The sequence below is a fragment of the Microcoleus sp. Pol7_A1 genome (genome assembly GCF_036701085.1).
GTDB lineage: Bacteria > Cyanobacteriota > Cyanobacteriia > Cyanobacteriales > Microcoleaceae > Microcoleus > Microcoleus asticus.
Window position 1 is genome coordinate 194,842 of sequence record NZ_JAUBQD010000003.1, and the last position, 17,325, is coordinate 212,166.

The window sequence follows — 17,325 nt, forward strand, 5'->3', positions numbered from 1 at the left end:
CTGGTAAAGGTGCTGTACTCATTATAGAAAACCCCCAAACCCTATCTTTAAAATGGTTTGGGGGTTTTATTCCTAAATCCAGTTTAAATCACAACTTACTAGGCTCGATCGCAGGTGCACGCAGAGACAGAGTTTTATCCGCAGCAGCCTTAGCCACAAGCGACGGCACAGAATCGCGCAACTTTGCCGTCAACTGTACAGTAGTCGCATCATAAACCTGAGTCAGAATTTTCGGATACAAACCAATGCCAATAATAGGCACTAACAGAGCCGCAATAATAAACACTTCTCGCGGTTCCGCATCCACCAACTCTTCGTGATCCGACAATTGCTTATTCTCAGGCCCGTAGAAAATCTCACGCAGCATCGACAGCAGATAAATCGGAGTCAAAATCACCCCGACAGCAGCTAGAAATACCACGCAAACCTTAAACACAGGATTGTAAGCATCGCTCGTTGCAAAACCTACAAACACCATCAATTCTGCTACAAAACCGCTCATTCCCGGCAAAGCCAAAGAAGCCATAGAACAAGCAGTCCACATCGCGAAAACCTTACGCATTTTCTGCCCTACACCGCCCATTTCGTCGAGCATGAGCGTGTGGGTGCGATCGTAAGTGCAACCCACCATAAAGAACAAACTCGCCCCGATTAAACCGTGGGAAACCATTTGCAGCATTGCACCGCTAGTTCCCAAATCCGTAAACGAAGCTATCCCAATCAGCACAAACCCCATGTGCGAAATCGAAGAATAAGCAATTTTCCGCTTCAAATTGCGCTGAGCAAAAGAAGTTAAGGCGGCGTAAACAATATTTACCACACCCAAAATTACCAAAATGGGTGCGAAGGTAGCGTGAGCATCCGGTAGCATTCCCGCATTCATCCGCAGCAAAGCGTAGCCGCCCATTTTTAGCAGAATTCCTGCTAGCAACATGTGGGCGGGTGCGGTTGCTTCCCCGTGAGCGTCAGGGAGCCAAGTGTGCAGGGGAAAAATTGGCAGTTTGACGCCGTAAGCTATTAAGAAACCTGTGTACAGGAGCAATTCTACATTGGGGGCGTAATCTTTAGCTGCGATCGCCCGCATATCAAAAGTCACCGTATCGCCGTAAAACGCCATCGTCAGCGCGCCAACCAAAATAAACAGCGAACCCCCTGCCGTGTACAGGATAAACTTAGTTGCTGCGTAAAGGCGCTTTTTGCCGCCCCAGATTGACAAAATCAGGTAAACCGGGACTAATTCCAGTTCCCAAACCAGGAAAAATAGCAGCATATCCTGCACGGCAAAAACTGCTATTTGGCCGCCGTACATCGCCAGCATCAAAAAGTAAAATAGCTTCGGTTTAAAAGTGACCGGCCAAGCTGCTAAAGTAGCTAAAGTGGTAATAAAACCTGTGAGCAAAATCAGCGGCATCGATAAACCGTCAGCACCCACAGACCAATTTAAATCGAGTTGCGGCACCCAAGAGTAACTTTCTACCAGTTGCAGTCCCGGATTGTTAAAGTCGTACTGAGTGTAAAAAGCGTAAACAAGCAGAGCAAAATCAATCAAACCGACAATCAAGGCATACCACCGCACCGTCTTGCCATCCTTATCGGGAATGAAAGGAATCAGCAAGGACGCAGCAATGGGAAACAGGATTGTTGTTGTCAACCAGGGAAAGTTAGCTGTATCCATTGCGTTTTAAAATGAGCCATCAGTTATTAGGTTTAAACACATTTTGGCAATTTTGGTCTAAATTTTATACTTTCTTTAGACGGAACTATTTTTTTGGCTCTTATTTGGACAAATTATGTGAGCGCAACATTTAAGTTTAATCAAAAATTTATTTCTATTTGCTAATTGTCAATTGTGATTTATTAACCTAATATCATTTCTACAAATATCTCCTAGTGGGGATACAGCAATTCCTAAAGCGTGTGAACTTAAGCCTAAAACCCTTGATAAATATTGCTTTTACCTGAGTCTATATCCCCCTCGCATCCCCCTTAAGAAGGGGGACGCGAGAGAAGATTCCTGTCCCCCCCTGATAGTCGGGGGGCGCCGGGGGGATCGAACCCTAATCGTCAGACAGCAGACCCGTACTAGGTTTGACATGGTTGTTCACACCAATGGACAAGGCCGTGTCCCTACCGAGTTAACTGACTCCAGAAACGATCGCAAAACCGAGAACTGCGACAAACACAATCAGGGCATAAAATTGAGCGCGACCGCTCTCAAAGTATTTCAAACCTTCGCCCGTAACCAGGGTGATCAGCCCTGTTAAGTTGACTACACCATCGACGACCCGCAAATCCACTTCCATGACTTGCCGCGCTAAACGGCGGCTGCCTTTGACAAAGAGAAATTCGTTGATATCGTCGAGATACCACTTGTTGAGGGAGAACTCGTAAAGCGGTTTGATTTTTTGGGCGATCGCCCCAGCATCAATTTTACGGCTCAAATACATCAGAGAAGCCAAAGTAATGCCCAGCAAAGCAATACCTACAGAGCTTCCGCCCATAATCAAAAATTCCGTCAAATTGAACTCAGCAGCGTGTTCCAAAACTTGTTCGAGAGACTCGCCAGGAGCGCGAACAAACTGCTCGAAATAATTGGCAAACGGCGTACCGAGAAAACCGATAAACACAGAAGGTACTGCCAGCAACACTAGCGGCAGAGCCATTGTCAGAGGAGATTCGTGAGGGAAATGGTCGTGATCGTCGTGACTGTCGCCAGTTGATGCCAATTCCTTAACGTTCATCGCTCCAGGACCGAAAACAACACCGGGTTGCAGGAGTTGCCGCTTGATGGCGCTGTCATTTCCCCGGAATTCGCCCTCAAAGGTGCTGAAATACATCCGGAACATATAAAACGCGGTCATCCCGGCCGTCAGCCAGCTAACAGCCCACAGAGCGGGATTGGCTGCGAAGGCGCTGGCGAGGATTTCGTCTTTTGACCAGAAACCTGCAAACGGCGGAATTCCGCAGATTGCTAAATTGCCGATTAAAAAGCAACTAGCGGTAATCGGCATATATTTGCGCAAGCCGCCCATTACTCGCATATCTTGAGCGAGAGCGGGGTTGTGGCCGACGACATCTTCCATCCCGTGAATGACTGAACCTGAACACAGGAACAGCATTGCTTTGAAGTAAGCGTGAGTCATCAAGTGGAAAAGTCCGGCACTGTAAGCGCCGATGCCCATTGCCATCACCATGTAGCCGAGTTGGGAGATGGTGGAGTAGGCTAAGCCTTTTTTGATGTCATTTTGGGTAATCGCGATCGAAGCACCCATAAATGCCGTAAAACAGCCGGTGCAGGCGATCAAATTCATGACTGCCGGCAGCCCTTCAAACACTGGGTACATCCGAGCGATCAGGAATACGCCGGCGGCTACCATTGTCGCGGCGTGGATTAAGGCCGAAATCGGTGTCGGGCCTTCCATTGCGTCTGGGAGCCAGACGTGGAGGGGGAATTGAGCGGATTTGGCTGCTGGCCCCAAAAATATCAGGACGCCGAAGATTGTCGCCAGAGTCGCCGAAAGAGCACCGGATTCGACTAATGAGTGCAGGCGTTCGCCCATCACCTCAAATTCAAAGCTGCCGGTGGCCCAGTAAATGCCGAGGATGCCCAGCAGCAGGCCGAAGTCGCCGACGCGGTTGGTGACAAAAGCTTTTTGGCAAGCGTCAGCAGCGGGTTTGCGATCGTACCAAAATCCGACTAGCAGGTACGAACACATACCTACGAGTTCCCAAAAAATGTAAATCTGAACGATGTTCGGGCTGATGACCAGCCCCAACATCGACGCGCTGAAGATGCTCAGGTAGGCGTAAAAGCGCACGTACCCGTCATCGTGAGCCATGTAGCCGTCGGTGTAAATCATCACCAAAAAGGCGACCGTGGTTACGATCGCCAGCATTACCGCCGTCAGGGGGTCGATGATATAGCCCATATTCAGCGAGAAGTCGCCTGCAGAAGCCCACTGAATAGTGCGGGTGTAGGGTGCGTGGCCCTGTAGTTGACTCCACAGCAATGCGAAAGAGAGTACCATTGACCCTCCGAGTGCGGAGACGATTAATATCGCATTCGCTTGTCGGAGTTTGTTGGTTGCCTGGTTAAAGGTGATTAAGCCTAGACCTACTAGCATTGCGCCTGCCAGCGGCAGGACTGGAATCAGCCAAGCGTATTGATAAAGCAGTTCCATGACTGATAGGTAGTTTAAAGTTTCTACTAGATATTGCCAAAACTGTAAACAATTGTGACACACGCCTGCGCGACTGGGCCAAAATACTCGATCCAATTCTTTAAGTATTGCTATAGCTGAGTGCAATCACGAGCGAGACGATCGCACTAAACGCCGAAAATTATTATGCCGGTGAAAACGGAAACTATACGACAAATCTCACAGTCCTGTGAATTCAAGACGGCGAGATTTATTGTGGTGTCAGATCCTGGATGGACAAAAGGGAAAGCCTTCTGCTTCCTACATAAAAGCCGAAGGCTTTGTAAACAAGAGCCGAATGCCTTGGAACCGTTACCTTTTGGCTACTTCCTGGCGCTGCAGCCGTTGAGATGGGGAAGCTACGTGAGCCGCCAGCATCCACGAATCCAGAGTCCGCCGCAGTTCCTCGCGTCCTTGGTAGTCTTCAAATCTAAATCGAACTTTATCGCCCTCAAACAAAATCAGCGTCGGCAGACTTGTCAGCCGGTAAGTGTGGGCCAACTTGAAACATTGATCCGCATTCACCCCTACGAGTTTGACTTTTTCTGCCCACTGTTCCTCAAAAGTCTTAAGCGTGGGGTCGATCGCGCGGCACAAACCGCACCAAGGCGCCGAAAAGTGAACTAAAACGGGGGTAGAGGCTTGAAACACCTCTTGTGCAAAAGTGCGTTCGCTGACGGACAACACCATGATCCCTCAAAATTTAATAATTTTTTTCTATCCTAGGGATCATGCTACCAGTATATGTTCCTAGTGACACGCATCAAAAAAGGATGAATTTTCCACAGCAGGCCCGTAAAAATGACTACACCTACATAGGAAGGCCGCAAAAACTCAAGCAAATCAAGGGTTTGACGCTTTTGTAGGATTGCCAAAAATGGAATTATTGAGGTTCGAGATTTGATGGTTTCAAAGGATTCTCCAAAACGAGCCTGAAGTCGCCTGTCGCCGTGCCACACTCCGAACAGGTGGTGAATTACCAAACCGATGGAAGTGACGAGGGTAAAGCTAGTGCCAATCCACAGGGTGTGGGCCACGCACCAAATCACTTGTCCCACCATTTGCGGGTGACGGGTGATGCGAATGATGCCGGTTTCGTAGAGGTGAACTTGGGGCTTTTGGACGGCGGCAATTTCTAGGAGGTTGAAAGTTGCTGGGTACAGAAACAGGAAGGAAATTGCCGAAAGTATCCAAACTGCGGGTTTAACTCCGGGTACTCCCTGTACTTGCCAAAGCTGCAAACCGTCGTAACGGTGGTTGAAAAAGTAGACAACCAGAATGACGGCTAGCGGCAAACTGACAAGGGCAAACAAAACGCGGTAAAGTCTCGGCCCGATAAGCTTTTCACCTTTGGGCCGGAGGGCTGCTAAACCGCTGTGGGCGATCGCAAAAACCAGTAACAAGCCCAGAATAACTAAGTGGGAGTCGAGCGCCAAGTCGATCGTCATTGCAAATATTAAGAAAAGTTATTGATTCTCTGCCAATTTGTGTCACAAAGTATCTATGGGAGCATTCAGCGGTTATCAGTCATCAGTCATCAGTCATCAGTCATTAGTGACCGAATAACAACTAAAGACAGAGGACGGAGGACGAGTAAAACTGCCTGTAAGGTTGCGTCTGTTGCAGCCAAATGACTGAAATCGAAGTCAACTCCGACTTTTCCAAATCGAACAAGCTTGTCGATTGACCGCAGAGATTGACAGAAGACCCGCCCCTACACCAACTGACAATTTAGATATATGTCTGACCTTCCTTTCACTTTAGACCAGTTACGCATTCTCAAGGCGATCGCCTCTGAAGGAAGCTTCAAACGCGCCGCAGACAGCCTCTATGTATCCCAGCCAGCAGTTAGCTTGCAGGTGCAAAACTTAGAGAGACAATTGGACGTGCCGCTGTTTGACCGGGGGGGGCGGCGGGCGCAACTGACCGAAGCCGGACACCTGCTGCTGAGTTACGGCGAGAAAATTTTATCGCTTTGCCAGGAAACTTGTCGAGCTCTGGAAGACTTGCAAAATCTGCAAGGCGGTACTTTGATCGTCGGCGCTTCTCAAACAACGGGGACGTATTTGCTGCCCCGGATGATCGGGATGTTCCGCCAAAAGTACCCGGATGTAGCAGTACAGCTTCACGTTCACTCGACTCGCCGCACGGCGTGGAGTGTGGCCAACGGGCAAATCGATTTGGCAATTGTTGGCGGAGAAATTCCTACCGAACTTGTAGAAGCTTTAGAAATTGTTCCTTACGCTGAGGACGAACTGGCTCTGATTCTCCCTCCGTCTCACCCGATGGTACAACAAGAAAGTATCCAAAAAGAAGACCTTTACAAATTGCAGTTTATATCCCTCGATTCGCAGTCTACTATCCGCAAAGTAATCGATCAGGTACTGACTCGCTGCGGTATTGACACGCGCCGCTTGAAAATTGAGATGGAGCTAAATTCGATCGAAGCAATTAAAAATGCCGTTCAGTCGGGGCTGGGAGCTGCTTTTGTCTCGGTTTCGGCGATCGAAAAAGAGTTGCTCATGGGCGTCTTGCACAAATCTCAAATGAACGAAGTTTTGGTAACTCGGATTTTGTCTCTGATTTACAACCCCAACCGCTACCGTTCTAAAGCTGCGGAGGCTTTCAGCAATGAAATTTTGCCCCAGTTTGCTACTTATTCCACCATCCACGAGAAGAAAGAACCCCCGGCGATCGAGTTGGGATTCATAGAAATAGCAACTCCCAACTCGGCGGCGGGAAGTTAATCTCTTAGGTCGCCGGCAGTTAGCAGTTCGCGGTTAGTTGAGAAATTGGAATCTGATTTAACAATCACTTTTTCTTCCCTCTTCCCTCTTCCTTCTTCCCTCTTCCTTCTTCCCTCTTCCTTCTTCTTAGTAAAAAAAAATGGAAGTTTACTGCACCCGCCCGGGCTGCCCGCGGCCTCAAAACTATTTTCCCGACCTCAATGACAATTCGCTGCTGAAAACGGTGCAGCAAAAGTTTTGCACGACTTGCGGGATGCCCCTGATTTTGGGCGGTCGCTATCTGCCAGTGAGGTTGTTGGGTCAAGGCGGTTTTGGGGCGGCGTTTTTAGCCAGAGACCGCTATACTCCGGCGATGCGGCAGTGCGTTGCTAAACTTTTGCAGCCGTCGGTAAGTCTGACTCCGGCACAGCTAAAAATCGCTCAAACTCTGTTTGAACGGGAAGCGGCGGTGCTGGAAGAACTGGGAAACGAACATTCGCAAATTCCGAGTTTGCTGGCGTTTTTTGAGCTGACTGTTACGAGTTTGCAGGCTGGGAAAAACGATCAGTTTTTCTATCTGGTTCAAGAATTTATTGACGGTAAAAATTTGGAGGATGAACTGGCTGTTAAAGGCAGGTTTTCGGAGGCGGAAACGGTGGAGGTGCTGCGGGAAATTTTGAAGGTTCTCGATTTTGTGCACTCTCGCGGTTCAATTCACCGGGATATTAAACCTGCTAATATTATGCGGGGTAAAAACGGTCGGCTTTATTTATTAGATTTTGGGGCTGTTAAACAAGTAACACAAAGTGTTGGCAGTGCAAAAGCTTCGACTGGTATTTATTCTTTGGGTTACGCTCCGCCAGAACAGATGAGCGGGCAAGAAGTTTATCCGGCAACGGATTTGTATGCTTTGGGTGTGACTTGCATTACTTTGCTGAGCGGTTTGCAGCCGACGGAGTTGTTTGATAGTTACAGAAACGAATGGAATTGGCATTCGCGGGTGCAGGTAAGTTCGCGTTTGGCTCACGTTCTCGATCGAATGTTATTATCCGCTCCCAGCCAGCGTTTTCAATCTGCGAGTGAGGTGGAAGCGGCTCTGATGTCTCAGCCTCAACAACATTCTCAACCACCTACAGTCGTGGTGGCGCCGCCTCCGATACCTATTCAACCGACTCAGCCGCCTCCTGTACGGGTTCCTGCAACACCTCCAGGAGGGCTGCAACCTTCGCAGAGAGGAACTTTTTCGATTTGGGAGGTTTTGTCCGGCGCGGCATTTACGGGTTTTGAGGGGGGGCTGCTGGCGATCGCCCTGACGAGTTTACCGTTTTCTCCGAGTGTTGGTATCGGATTGTTGGGAATGATTGTGGCGGGTTTGATTTACGGGCAGTACCGCAGGGCGATCGAACAAACTGAGATGTTGATTATTGGCGCAGGTACTGTGGCTTTGCTGTGGTTTTTCCCGGCTTTACAGACGGCGGCAGTTGCGATTTATCCGAATTCTCCGATCACTGGCGTGTTGTTTGTGGGATGGTTGGGTGCTTTGGGTGCGATCGCTGGAACAGCTATTTTTCGGTTGATTTATAAGTTACTTTCTCGTATTTTTTAAGCCGATACTTAATGACTAATAACCACATTCCTGGACTCACAACTGCTATTATGTAGGGTGCGCCGGACCGCGTACCTTACCGCTATTATTTAAGTTTTGGACTAATGACTAATGACCAATGACCGATGACTAATCGCTTTCTTCAGTCTTGCTGGGTAGTAAATTGGCGGGCACCAATTAAAGAAAAGGCGATCGCAGCCACTAACAAAACAGGTATGCTGTACCAAGGAAACTTTGCCATATCGTAAGCAGCGGCTCTCAATCCAATGCTGGCATAAGTCAGCGGCAACAGATATACTATTCCTTTCAGGGCTACGGGTAGCGACGCTGGGTCGAAAAATGTCGCTCCTAAAAATGACATAGGAGTTATCAGAAAATTATTGTACAATCCCACAGATTCGAGAGATTTTACGGTTAACCCAACTATCACTCCCAGGCCCGCAAATACAGCGGAGTTGAGAATTATCACTAACAAAAATAGTGGATTCAGAAAGACGAGCTTTTGAGTAAACAAAACTGCTACTAAAATCACAGAAACTGAAGTCAGCATTCCCCGCAATATTCCTGCTAGCATTTTGCCCGCGTGCAAAGCGATCGGGTGTACTGGCAGCAACAGCAATTCCTCAAATGTTTTAGTAAAAAGGCGTTCGCCGCAAATCGAAAATACTGTGCCGGTAAAACTTACTGTCATCGATGAGAGTGCTACCATTCCCGGCAGCATAAATTCTAGATAATTGCTGCCAATTGCAGGTTTAGGCAAGGAACTTCCCAAGCCAAAACCAAAAGCTAGAATGTAAATTACTGGGGATACTAAACCAGCGGCGGCAACTGGCAGGATTCGGACTCGCAAATCTAACCATTCTCCCCAAAACACGGTGATTGTGTCTGTTAATATAGTTGTCAGCGATGTTTTTTTCATGATTTGGTACTACTGTCTCCCTATAGGGGTAAAGCTATTGATGTATTAAATCTTGTACGTTAGTTAATAACGGTAAGGTGTGCGCAGCGCACCCTACAGATAACCCTAAGGTGCGCAGCGCGCACCTTACAGATAATTGATTTATTAAATTGTGTACGTTAGTTAAAATTGTAAAATTAAAATGCCAAATAATCAAGGCTGCTGCACTGTTCTATTTTCGTTTCAGTTAAAGGCAATTTAGCTAATTCTACTTTTTCTTGTTGTCTGTTCAACCAAATTGCTTTTAATCCAGCGGCTTTAGCACCGCAATAATCTGCTTTGAAGCTGTCGCCGATATGCAAAACATTCTCAGCAATGCAGTTGTGCTTTTGCAAAGCTGCGGTGAAAATTTGAGACTGGGGTTTTGCTGCACCAACTTCGGTAGAAATTGTCACTGATGTGAAATATTCTGCTAAATTTAGTGATTTTAATACTGCATAAATTCTGGAATCAAAATTCGATACTAATGCTAATTCAATTCCTTGTTGCTGCCACTTATTTAATGCTGGCAATACGTCGGGATAGACGAACCAAGGTTCGGCGGTTGCAAAATGAGCGTAGAGTTCGGCAAAGAATTTGGGAAAGTCTGAAAATTGGTGGAAAACGCCTGCTATTTGAAAAGCTTTCGCGGCAACTGCTTGCCACCACTCAAATTCTAGCTGGGGAATTTTGGCCGCTTCTATCCCTGGAAATGCCATCGGACTTGCTGAGGCGAAGCTTTGGGAAAATGCTGCATTTAACTCTTCACTTTTAACTGTTACTCCAAAACTCTGGGCTATTTGTCCGTATACCTCGCCGACGCTACCGCGAACGTCAAATAGTGTACCGGCGGCGTCTAAAAAAATTACTTTGGTCATTTGTTATTTGTTATTTGTTTGTAGTAAGGACTTTAGTCCTGATTGCCTACGATTTTAGTTTTGAGTTCTTCAGCCCTCACTACAAACTTTTTCAGTTGTGAGTTGTTTGCGGATTCACCACACCAGAATGATTGGCAATATTGCCCGCAGGTTCAAATCTTCCTCCTAAATATTTGGCTAGGAATTCTTCGGCGATCGCATAAAAGTGCAGGCGATTTTCCGGACGCGCAAATCCGTGTCCTTCGTCTGTATAAAGCACGTATTCTACAGGTTTGCCGGCTTGCTTCATGGCATTGACAATTTGCTCGCTTTCTGCTAATTTAACTCGCGGGTCGTTAGCACCTTGGGCGATTAGCAAAGGTTTCTGGATGCGATCGACAAAAAATAAAGGCGAGATCGATTTGAGAAACTCTGGTTCTGTTTCCAAATTGCCGACGCGGTGATACATATTTGCTTTGAGCGGTTCCCAGTAAGGGGGAATACTTTGCAGCAGTGTAATCAAATTGCTTGGCCCGACAATATCGACGGCGCAGGCAAAAACATCGGGACTAAAAGTCAATCCCGCTAAGGCAGCATAACCACCGTAAGAACCGCCCATAATCGCAATTTTATCTGGTTGGGAAATTCCTGTTTCTACAAGCCAATTCACCCCATCTAGCAAGTCGTCGTGCATCTTAGCGCCCCATTCGCGATTGCCGGCATTGAGAAAGGCTTTGCCGTAACCGGTGGAACCGCGAAAATTGATTTCCAAAACGGCGTAACCTCGGTTTGCCAGCCATTGGGCTTGTGGATTGTAACCCCAGGTATCGCGTGCCCAGGGGCCACCGTGAACAAGCAAGACTGTCGGTACGGGTGTGGCGACACCAACCGGTTTTGTCAGGTAGCCGTGAATGGTTAAACCATCTCTTGCGGTGTAAGAAATGGGTTCCATTGATGATAGCGGTAGCCCTTCGAGTTTTGGTTGGTTGCTGAACAGAAAGGTGCAGGTTTTGGAGGCGCGATCGTACACATAGTAGTAAACTGGGCCGTCGTCTGTCATGTAAGCGACTAGCCAAGTTGTATCGGCGAGGTTGCGACTGGTGATGGAGAATTCGCCGGGGCCCAATTTGCCGATCGCCTCAAAATCCTCTGCTATGCTTTGGTCTAAAATCTGCCACTCTTGCTTGTCCTTGTAGAAGGAAACCGCCTGAATCTCTCGCTTGGTGGGGTGTACGACAATGCCACCGACATCGTATTCTGGGTCAGAGGCGAGAGCGGTTTCTTGTTTGGTTTCTAAGTCTAATGCGATCAAACGTTCGGCATTAGCATCATGATTGCCCATGATGTAAAGAATTTTGCCGTTTTCTGAGAACATGACGGCACCGCCTTCCTCATCGGGCCCCCAGGTTCGCAGGCTTTCCCAAGACTTGTCCGCAGTTTCCCGAAACACCAATTCTGAGCCGCCGTCGGCAGTTGTGGCTGTGGCCGCCCGCACTTGAAATTGGGCGTCAGCAGTCCAACCGACGATGTTACCTGGGTTGTCGGTGTCAAATTCAACGGCACCATTTTTGAGGTTGATGCGGTAAACGTCGTGTTTGCTGCGATCGCGGATGTTCATTCCCACTAATATTTCATTGGGGAAGTTGCGGTCAAAGGCGATCGGCTGAGCTTGAACGCCTTGAAATGGTGTCAAGTCGCGAACCTGATTTGAGTGGATATTTACTGAGAATAAATGCCAGTTTTCATCACCCTCGGCATCTTGGAGGTAAATTAACTCTTCGCCGCTGTAAGTCCAGAAAAAGATGCGGATGCCTCGTTTTTTATCTGCTGTCAGTTGGCGATCGTCTGCTTGACCGACGGTACGCAATTGCACTTGCAAAACGTTGTTTTCATCTGGTGCAATGTAGGCGATATACTTGCCGTCGGGTGAAAGTTGGGGGCGGGTTTTTTCGGGATTTCCGAACAGAATTTCCCGCTCGATTAGCGGTGGAAGTTCTGTTTTTGGCTGTTGAATTGTAGGAGTTTGCATTTTTTATTGTACCTAATATTTTCTATAGGAACGGGCAAGATGCCCATTCCACAAGAACATTGAATTTTTGTGGAACAGGCATCTTGCCTGTTTCCGATCTATTTGAAAAAGCATCGATTAACTTTTAAGCAACTCTTGAATCGGCTTGCTAATCCAATTGAAACCAACTTTTAGTTGATGGTCAAAAGTTGGCATCCGATAGAGATAAGCTAAACGGCGAGCAATGTGGGCCAGTTGTCCGTCGAGTTGAATTCCTACACCGGCTAGGGTGGCGTTGTCAATTCCTAATGTCATCATTTCTCCTAGCGGCTGATAGCGGAAAGGAAGTAATGGGCGGCCGGTGAGGGATGCCCAAATGTTCCAGGCGGTGTAGTCAGCTTGCTGGAAGGCTGTTTGGGCTGTTGCGGGGACTTTTTGACCTGTTGCATCCTGACATTCTGCTAAGTCTCCCAAGGCAAATATGTCTGGATGGTCGATAATTTGCATTGTCGGATTGACTGTTAATTGACCGCGGCGGTTTTGTTTGAGGGGTAGCGATCGCACTGCTTGGCTAACTTGAGTTCCTACTGTCCACAGCACTATGTCTACGGGGAGAACATCTAATTGTCCTTTGTAAAGTAAGGATATTGTGTCTGCTTCGATCGCCTCTACTGTTGTTTCTAAGTCGATCCACACTTTCCGTTTGTCTAAAGCTTTGGTGGCGGCTTCGCGGTTAAACTCCGGTGATGTCTGCAGAATCCTGTCGCTTTGCTCGACTAACCGCACGCGACCTTTGTCTCCGAGTCGATCGGCTAATTTACAAGCTAATTCTACTCCCGAATAACCGGCGCCGACGATCGCAACCCGAATTTTGTCGGTGTTGCTGGCCTCTAAAAACCGCAGTCTTTCTTCTAAGCGGTAGGCGTCGTCGAGGGTGCGAAACGAGTAAGCGTATTCAACCGCACCCTTGACCATATCTAGGGGGGTTTCGCCGCCTAAAGCTAAAACTAGGCGATCGCACGGAATTTCTGGCCCGTCGTGCAACTGCACTCGCTTTTCCTCCACATCGATGCCGGAGACAGTACCTTGACAAAAGCGCACACCTGTTTTTTGCAAGACTTCGGCAAACGGTGGGGCAATTTCCCAGGTTTGGAGTTCGCCGGTTAGGAGTTCGTACAGCAGGGGAACGAACAAAAATCTATCGCGGCGGTCAACTAAGACAATTTCGGGTTTTTCGGTTGGGGAGAAGGGTAACTGACTCAAGCGCAGGGCTGTGTAGAGTCCGCCGAAGCCTCCGCCGAGAATGCAAATCCGGGGTTGTTGTTGAGTCATGGTGTTTTGTTTGAGGGGCGATCGGTAGCAAGGCAACTTATCTTATTGTAACGAGAGTCGGGGAGTGGGGGAGTGGGAGAGTAGGAGAGTGGGAGAGGGGGAGTGGGAGAGTGGCGTGGGAAAATCTTCCCTCTTTGCCTCAGACCTCAACATCCATCGGTTCAATCCGTTAAACTCACATTTTGCACCATTCTCGCTTAACAGGTTTTCGGGCGTCTTCCACAAAGAATGAATTTCTTGTGGGGTGGGATTTTCTAGCCCGCCCCTAAAAGCCTTATTGAGAATGGTGCAACATCCATCCGTTAAATCCGTTGCCGAACAGTTTTCTACATTTCTAGCCTTGATTAGCTTTACCTATTAACCACCCTCAAATTTTCTGAATGTTCGCAGAACTAATTTTGTACTATATTAGTTTATAACGAATTTTTTCGGAAATTAAATTTACTTTTTATAGGGTCATCTACTCTAACACTTGCTTTCGCACTCACAAGTGAAAAAAATCATGCAAATTTCCTCGAATTCTTCTAAAGTTAAGAACGGCGATCGCAATAACGAAGACGGCTCATCTTTGCTAAGCAGCGAAGAAAAATATAAAAATTTAGTAGCTAATATTCCCGGTGCTGTCTACCACTGTACCTGCGACTGTACGAGCCCCGACGGGGAATTAACACGGACAATGGCGTTTTTGAGCGATGCCGTTCAAGAAATATCAGGCTATCCATCTTCGGATTTTATCAACGATCGCGTCCGTTCTTTTTCCAGCATTATCCATCCTCAAGACCGCAAAAATGTGGATGCTACTGTCAAAATAAGTGTAGCAACTAGAACTCCGTACATCCTTAAATATCGCATTGTCCGGGCTGACGGCGAAATTAGCTGGGTTTACGAAAAAGGTCAAGCTGTTTGCTGCGAGGCTGACGAGGCTAGAGGAAGACAAGAGATAGAAGGGGAAATTGAGGGATTTTTGTCGGCTGTGGTTTCGCCGGTTTCGCCGATCGCAAATTCTCTGTCTCGGGTTGTCTATCTCGACGGAGTAATTTTGGATATTACGGAACGAAAACGAGCTGAGGAAGATCTGCGAAACACTAAAGATTTTCTGAATGCGGTACTGCAAAATCTGCCGATTAGCGTCTTTATTAAAGATGCTGTAGAGCAAAAATTTATTTATTGGAATACTGCTAGCGAAGAATTGTTTGGCTATTCCAGGGATGAAGTGCTCTTAAACAATGCTGCTGACTTGTTGGAGTCAGATCATGCCAATTACTTGCAAGCACAAGATTTAGAAGTCCTTGCAACGAGAAAAGGCGTCGATTTGCCCGAACAAACTATCGAACTTCCGCACCGAGGAAAGCGGATTTTGCACACTAAAAAAGTTCCTTTGTTTGACGATTCTGGCGCGCCTAAGTACATTCTGGGTATTGCTGAAGATATTACGGAAAGCAAAAAAAATGAAACAGAATTGTCGCGCTTGGCCATTGTGGCTCAAAAAACGCAAAATGGTGTGATTATTACTGATGCTCAAGGCTGCATTGAATGGGTGAATGAAGGATTTACTCGGATTAGCGGTTACGTGCTGGCAGAAATGCAGGGAAAAAAACCGGGTGATGTATTGCAAGGCCCTCAAACAGACCCGCTAGCTATTGCTCAACTGCGATCGGCTTTGGCTGCTGGTGTGCCGTTTAATCAGGAAATTTACAATTACAACAAGGATGGAAAGGGTTATTGGGTGGCGCTTTCGATCGCCCCAATTTATCAAGAAACAGGGGAACTCGAAGGTTTTATAGCGGTGCACACTGATATTAGCGATCGCAAACAGACAGAGGAAGTGCTCAGGAAGAGCGAGAGTTATTACCGCTGCATTGTCGAGACGGCTTCCGAGGGCGTTTGGATGTTTGACAGCGAAAGTATCACGACTTTTGCTAACTCTCGGATGGCCGAAATGCTGGGTTATACTGTGGAGGAAATGCTGGGGCGATCGCTATTTGAGTTTATCGACTGCGAATCTAGGGAAATAGCTGAAAGTTATGTCCAGCGCAGGCGGGAAGGCATTCGCGAACGCCACGATTTTAAGTTTACTCGGAAAGACGGATCTCACTTGTGGGCGATCGTGTCGGCGACGCCGATGTTCGACGGTGAGGGCAATTTTTCCGGGGTTTTGCGGATGATTACTGATATTAGCGATCGCAAACAAGCCGAAGCAGAATTGCGCCAAACTCTCAAAGAGTTGGAATTTGAAAAATTTGCTTTGGATCAATCGGCAATTGTCTCGAATACCGACGAATTCGGAGCAATTACCTATGTCAACGATCAATTTTGCGAACTATTTAAATATTCCCGAGAAGAACTGATCGGCAAAACCCACAGACTTGTCAATTCTGGCTATCACCCAGCAGATTTTTTCAAGAAGCTTTGGTCAACCATCCGCCAGGGAAAGGTTTGGCGGGGAGAAATGAAAAATCAAGCTAAAGACGGCACATTATTCTGGTTGGATACTACGATTGTACCTTGCTTAAATACCAGCGGAGATCCCCATCAATATGTAGCAATTCGCAAAGATATTACCAAGCGCAAACACGCCGAAGAAGCGGTGCAGCTTTCCGAAAGTCAATTGAGGAGTAAGAATCAAGAATTGGCAAAAGCCTTGCGGGACGTGCATAAAACTCAAAGCATGATGGTTCAAAATGAAAAAATGGTAAGTTTGGGGCAATTAGTCGCTGGCGTTGCTCACGAAATTAACAATCCAGTTAGCTTTATTTACGGCAACGTCATGCACGCTAACGATTACTTTAAAGACTTGCTAAAAATGCTGCAACTTTACCAGCAGGAATACCCGCAACCCACACCGGCAATTCAACAAGAGATAGAAGAGATAGATTTGAATTTTATGCTCACAGATTTGCCGAATCTGTTAAATTCCATGAAAATGGGAGCAGAGCGAATTCGCCAGATCGTGCTGTCCCTGAAGAATTTTTCGCGATTGGACGAAGCCGAACAAAAGCAGGTGGATATTCACGAAGGGATTGAAAGCACTTTGTTGATTTTGCAGCATAGGTTAAAAGAAACGGCAGGACATCCGAAAATTACCTTGCTCAAGCAGTTCGGAAATTTGCCCCGCGTACAGTGTTATGCAGGACAGTTGAATCAGGTATTTATGAATATTATTGGCAATGCAATTGATGCTGTGGAAGAGGCAATGGAGACTGGACAGTGGGCGGAGGGGGAACTGGCGCCTATTCCTTATTGTCCTTCGCCGACGCTGCGGATTTGTACTGATGTAAAATATGAACAGGATGCTTTGAGGCAGGCAGATTCTGCTGTTTCTGATGATTCAATTCGGCATCCTTCTCATATTGTGATTCGGATTGCTGACAACGGGCCGGGGATTCCGATAGATGTTCACAAAAGGCTGTTCGATCCGTTTTTTACTACGAAAGAACCTGGTAAAGGTACTGGTTTGGGGCTGTCTATCAGCTATCAAATTGTGGTGGAAAAGCACGGCGGGGTGCTTAGGTGCGATTCTGCACCGGGTCAAGGCACGGAATTTGCGATCGAGATTCCTGTGGCGAATAGTCAGTAGTCAGTAGTCATTAGTCATTAGTCATTAGTCTTTAGTCAGTTGGCAGTTGGCAGTAGTAAGTTGTCAGTTGTCATTAGTTAACA

General features: G+C 47.2%; 11 protein-coding genes. 3 read left to right on the forward strand and 8 right to left on the reverse strand.

All coding sequences use genetic code 11. From position 1 onward, the window contains the following. Window positions 1-88: 88 nt before the first annotated feature. From ndhD1 to QUA20_RS03735, 4 genes are all read right to left on the reverse strand, one after another. Window positions 89-1,675, reverse strand: a complete 1,587-nt coding sequence (gene ndhD1, locus QUA20_RS03720; protein ID WP_445304640.1) for a photosynthetic/respiratory NAD(P)H-quinone oxidoreductase subunit D1 — start codon at window positions 1,673-1,675, stop codon at window positions 89-91. Between the two features lie 460 nt (window positions 1,676-2,135). Then, window positions 2,136-4,181, reverse strand: coding sequence for an NAD(P)H-quinone oxidoreductase subunit 5 (locus QUA20_RS03725; protein WP_333185512.1), 2,046 nt, complete (start codon window positions 4,179-4,181; stop codon window positions 2,136-2,138). Between the two features lie 330 nt (window positions 4,182-4,511). Further along, window positions 4,512-4,889 carry a thioredoxin family protein gene (locus QUA20_RS03730; RefSeq protein ID WP_333185514.1) on the reverse strand — a complete coding sequence of 126 codons (378 nt, stop codon included), beginning with the start codon at window positions 4,887-4,889 and terminating at the stop codon, window positions 4,512-4,514. 44 nt (window positions 4,890-4,933) lie between these two features. After that, window positions 4,934-5,647 carry an NnrU family protein gene (locus tag QUA20_RS03735; RefSeq protein WP_333185517.1) on the reverse strand — a complete coding sequence of 238 codons (714 nt, stop codon included), beginning with the start codon at window positions 5,645-5,647 and terminating at the stop codon, window positions 4,934-4,936. Between the two features lie 291 nt (window positions 5,648-5,938). On the opposite strand from QUA20_RS03735, the gene QUA20_RS03740 reads away from it, so the two are divergent. Both QUA20_RS03740 and QUA20_RS03745 read left to right on the forward strand, forming a co-directional pair. Beyond that, complete coding sequence (locus QUA20_RS03740) at window positions 5,939-6,946, forward strand: LysR family transcriptional regulator (RefSeq protein WP_333185519.1); 1,008 nt, start codon at window positions 5,939-5,941, stop codon at window positions 6,944-6,946. A gap of 139 nt (window positions 6,947-7,085) precedes the next feature. Beyond that, complete coding sequence (locus QUA20_RS03745) at window positions 7,086-8,531, forward strand: serine/threonine-protein kinase (RefSeq protein WP_333185520.1); 1,446 nt, start codon at window positions 7,086-7,088, stop codon at window positions 8,529-8,531. A 142-nt stretch (window positions 8,532-8,673) separates the two neighbouring features. On the opposite strand, the gene QUA20_RS03750 is transcribed toward QUA20_RS03745, so the two are convergent. The 4 genes from QUA20_RS03750 to QUA20_RS03765 form a co-directional block, all read right to left on the reverse strand. Further along, window positions 8,674-9,450: an ABC transporter permease gene (locus tag QUA20_RS03750; protein ID WP_333185522.1), complete on the reverse strand. Its 777-nt coding sequence runs from the start codon at window positions 9,448-9,450 to the stop codon at window positions 8,674-8,676. 176 nt (window positions 9,451-9,626) lie between these two features. Further along, window positions 9,627-10,346 carry an HAD-IA family hydrolase gene (locus tag QUA20_RS03755; RefSeq protein ID WP_333185525.1) on the reverse strand — a complete coding sequence of 240 codons (720 nt, stop codon included), beginning with the start codon at window positions 10,344-10,346 and terminating at the stop codon, window positions 9,627-9,629. Between the two features lie 91 nt (window positions 10,347-10,437). Further along, window positions 10,438-12,354: a S9 family peptidase gene (locus QUA20_RS03760; RefSeq protein WP_333185527.1), complete on the reverse strand. Its 1,917-nt coding sequence runs from the start codon at window positions 12,352-12,354 to the stop codon at window positions 10,438-10,440. Window positions 12,355-12,471: 117 nt separating this feature from the next. Continuing rightward, the gene (locus tag QUA20_RS03765) at window positions 12,472-13,665 is read right to left on the reverse strand and encodes an NAD(P)/FAD-dependent oxidoreductase (RefSeq protein WP_172190848.1); all 1,194 of its coding nucleotides are present in this window, start codon (window positions 13,663-13,665) and stop codon (window positions 12,472-12,474) included. A gap of 502 nt (window positions 13,666-14,167) precedes the next feature. On the opposite strand from QUA20_RS03765, the gene QUA20_RS03770 reads away from it, so the two are divergent. Further along, on the forward strand, window positions 14,168-17,242 hold the full coding sequence (locus QUA20_RS03770) for a PAS domain S-box protein (protein WP_333185530.1): 3,075 nt from the start codon (window positions 14,168-14,170) through the stop codon (window positions 17,240-17,242). Window positions 17,243-17,325 lie beyond the last annotated feature (83 nt).

Coding starts and splice junctions, on each gene's coding strand:
- ndhD1 (WP_445304640.1), bottom strand. CDS start 1,675: ATGGATACAGCTAACTTTCCCTGGTTGACAACAACAATCCTGTTTCCC.
- QUA20_RS03725 (WP_333185512.1), bottom strand. CDS start 4,181: ATGGAACTGCTTTATCAATACGCTTGGCTGATTCCAGTCCTGCCGCTG.
- QUA20_RS03730 (WP_333185514.1), bottom strand. CDS start 4,889: ATGGTGTTGTCCGTCAGCGAACGCACTTTTGCACAAGAGGTGTTTCAA.
- QUA20_RS03735 (WP_333185517.1), bottom strand. CDS start 5,647: ATGACGATCGACTTGGCGCTCGACTCCCACTTAGTTATTCTGGGCTTG.
- QUA20_RS03740 (WP_333185519.1), top strand. CDS start 5,939: ATGTCTGACCTTCCTTTCACTTTAGACCAGTTACGCATTCTCAAGGCG.
- QUA20_RS03745 (WP_333185520.1), top strand. CDS start 7,086: ATGGAAGTTTACTGCACCCGCCCGGGCTGCCCGCGGCCTCAAAACTAT.
- QUA20_RS03750 (WP_333185522.1), bottom strand. CDS start 9,450: ATGAAAAAAACATCGCTGACAACTATATTAACAGACACAATCACCGTG.
- QUA20_RS03755 (WP_333185525.1), bottom strand. CDS start 10,346: ATGACCAAAGTAATTTTTTTAGACGCCGCCGGTACACTATTTGACGTT.
- QUA20_RS03760 (WP_333185527.1), bottom strand. CDS start 12,354: ATGCAAACTCCTACAATTCAACAGCCAAAAACAGAACTTCCACCGCTA.
- QUA20_RS03765 (WP_172190848.1), bottom strand. CDS start 13,665: ATGACTCAACAACAACCCCGGATTTGCATTCTCGGCGGAGGCTTCGGC.
- QUA20_RS03770 (WP_333185530.1), top strand. CDS start 14,168: ATGCAAATTTCCTCGAATTCTTCTAAAGTTAAGAACGGCGATCGCAAT.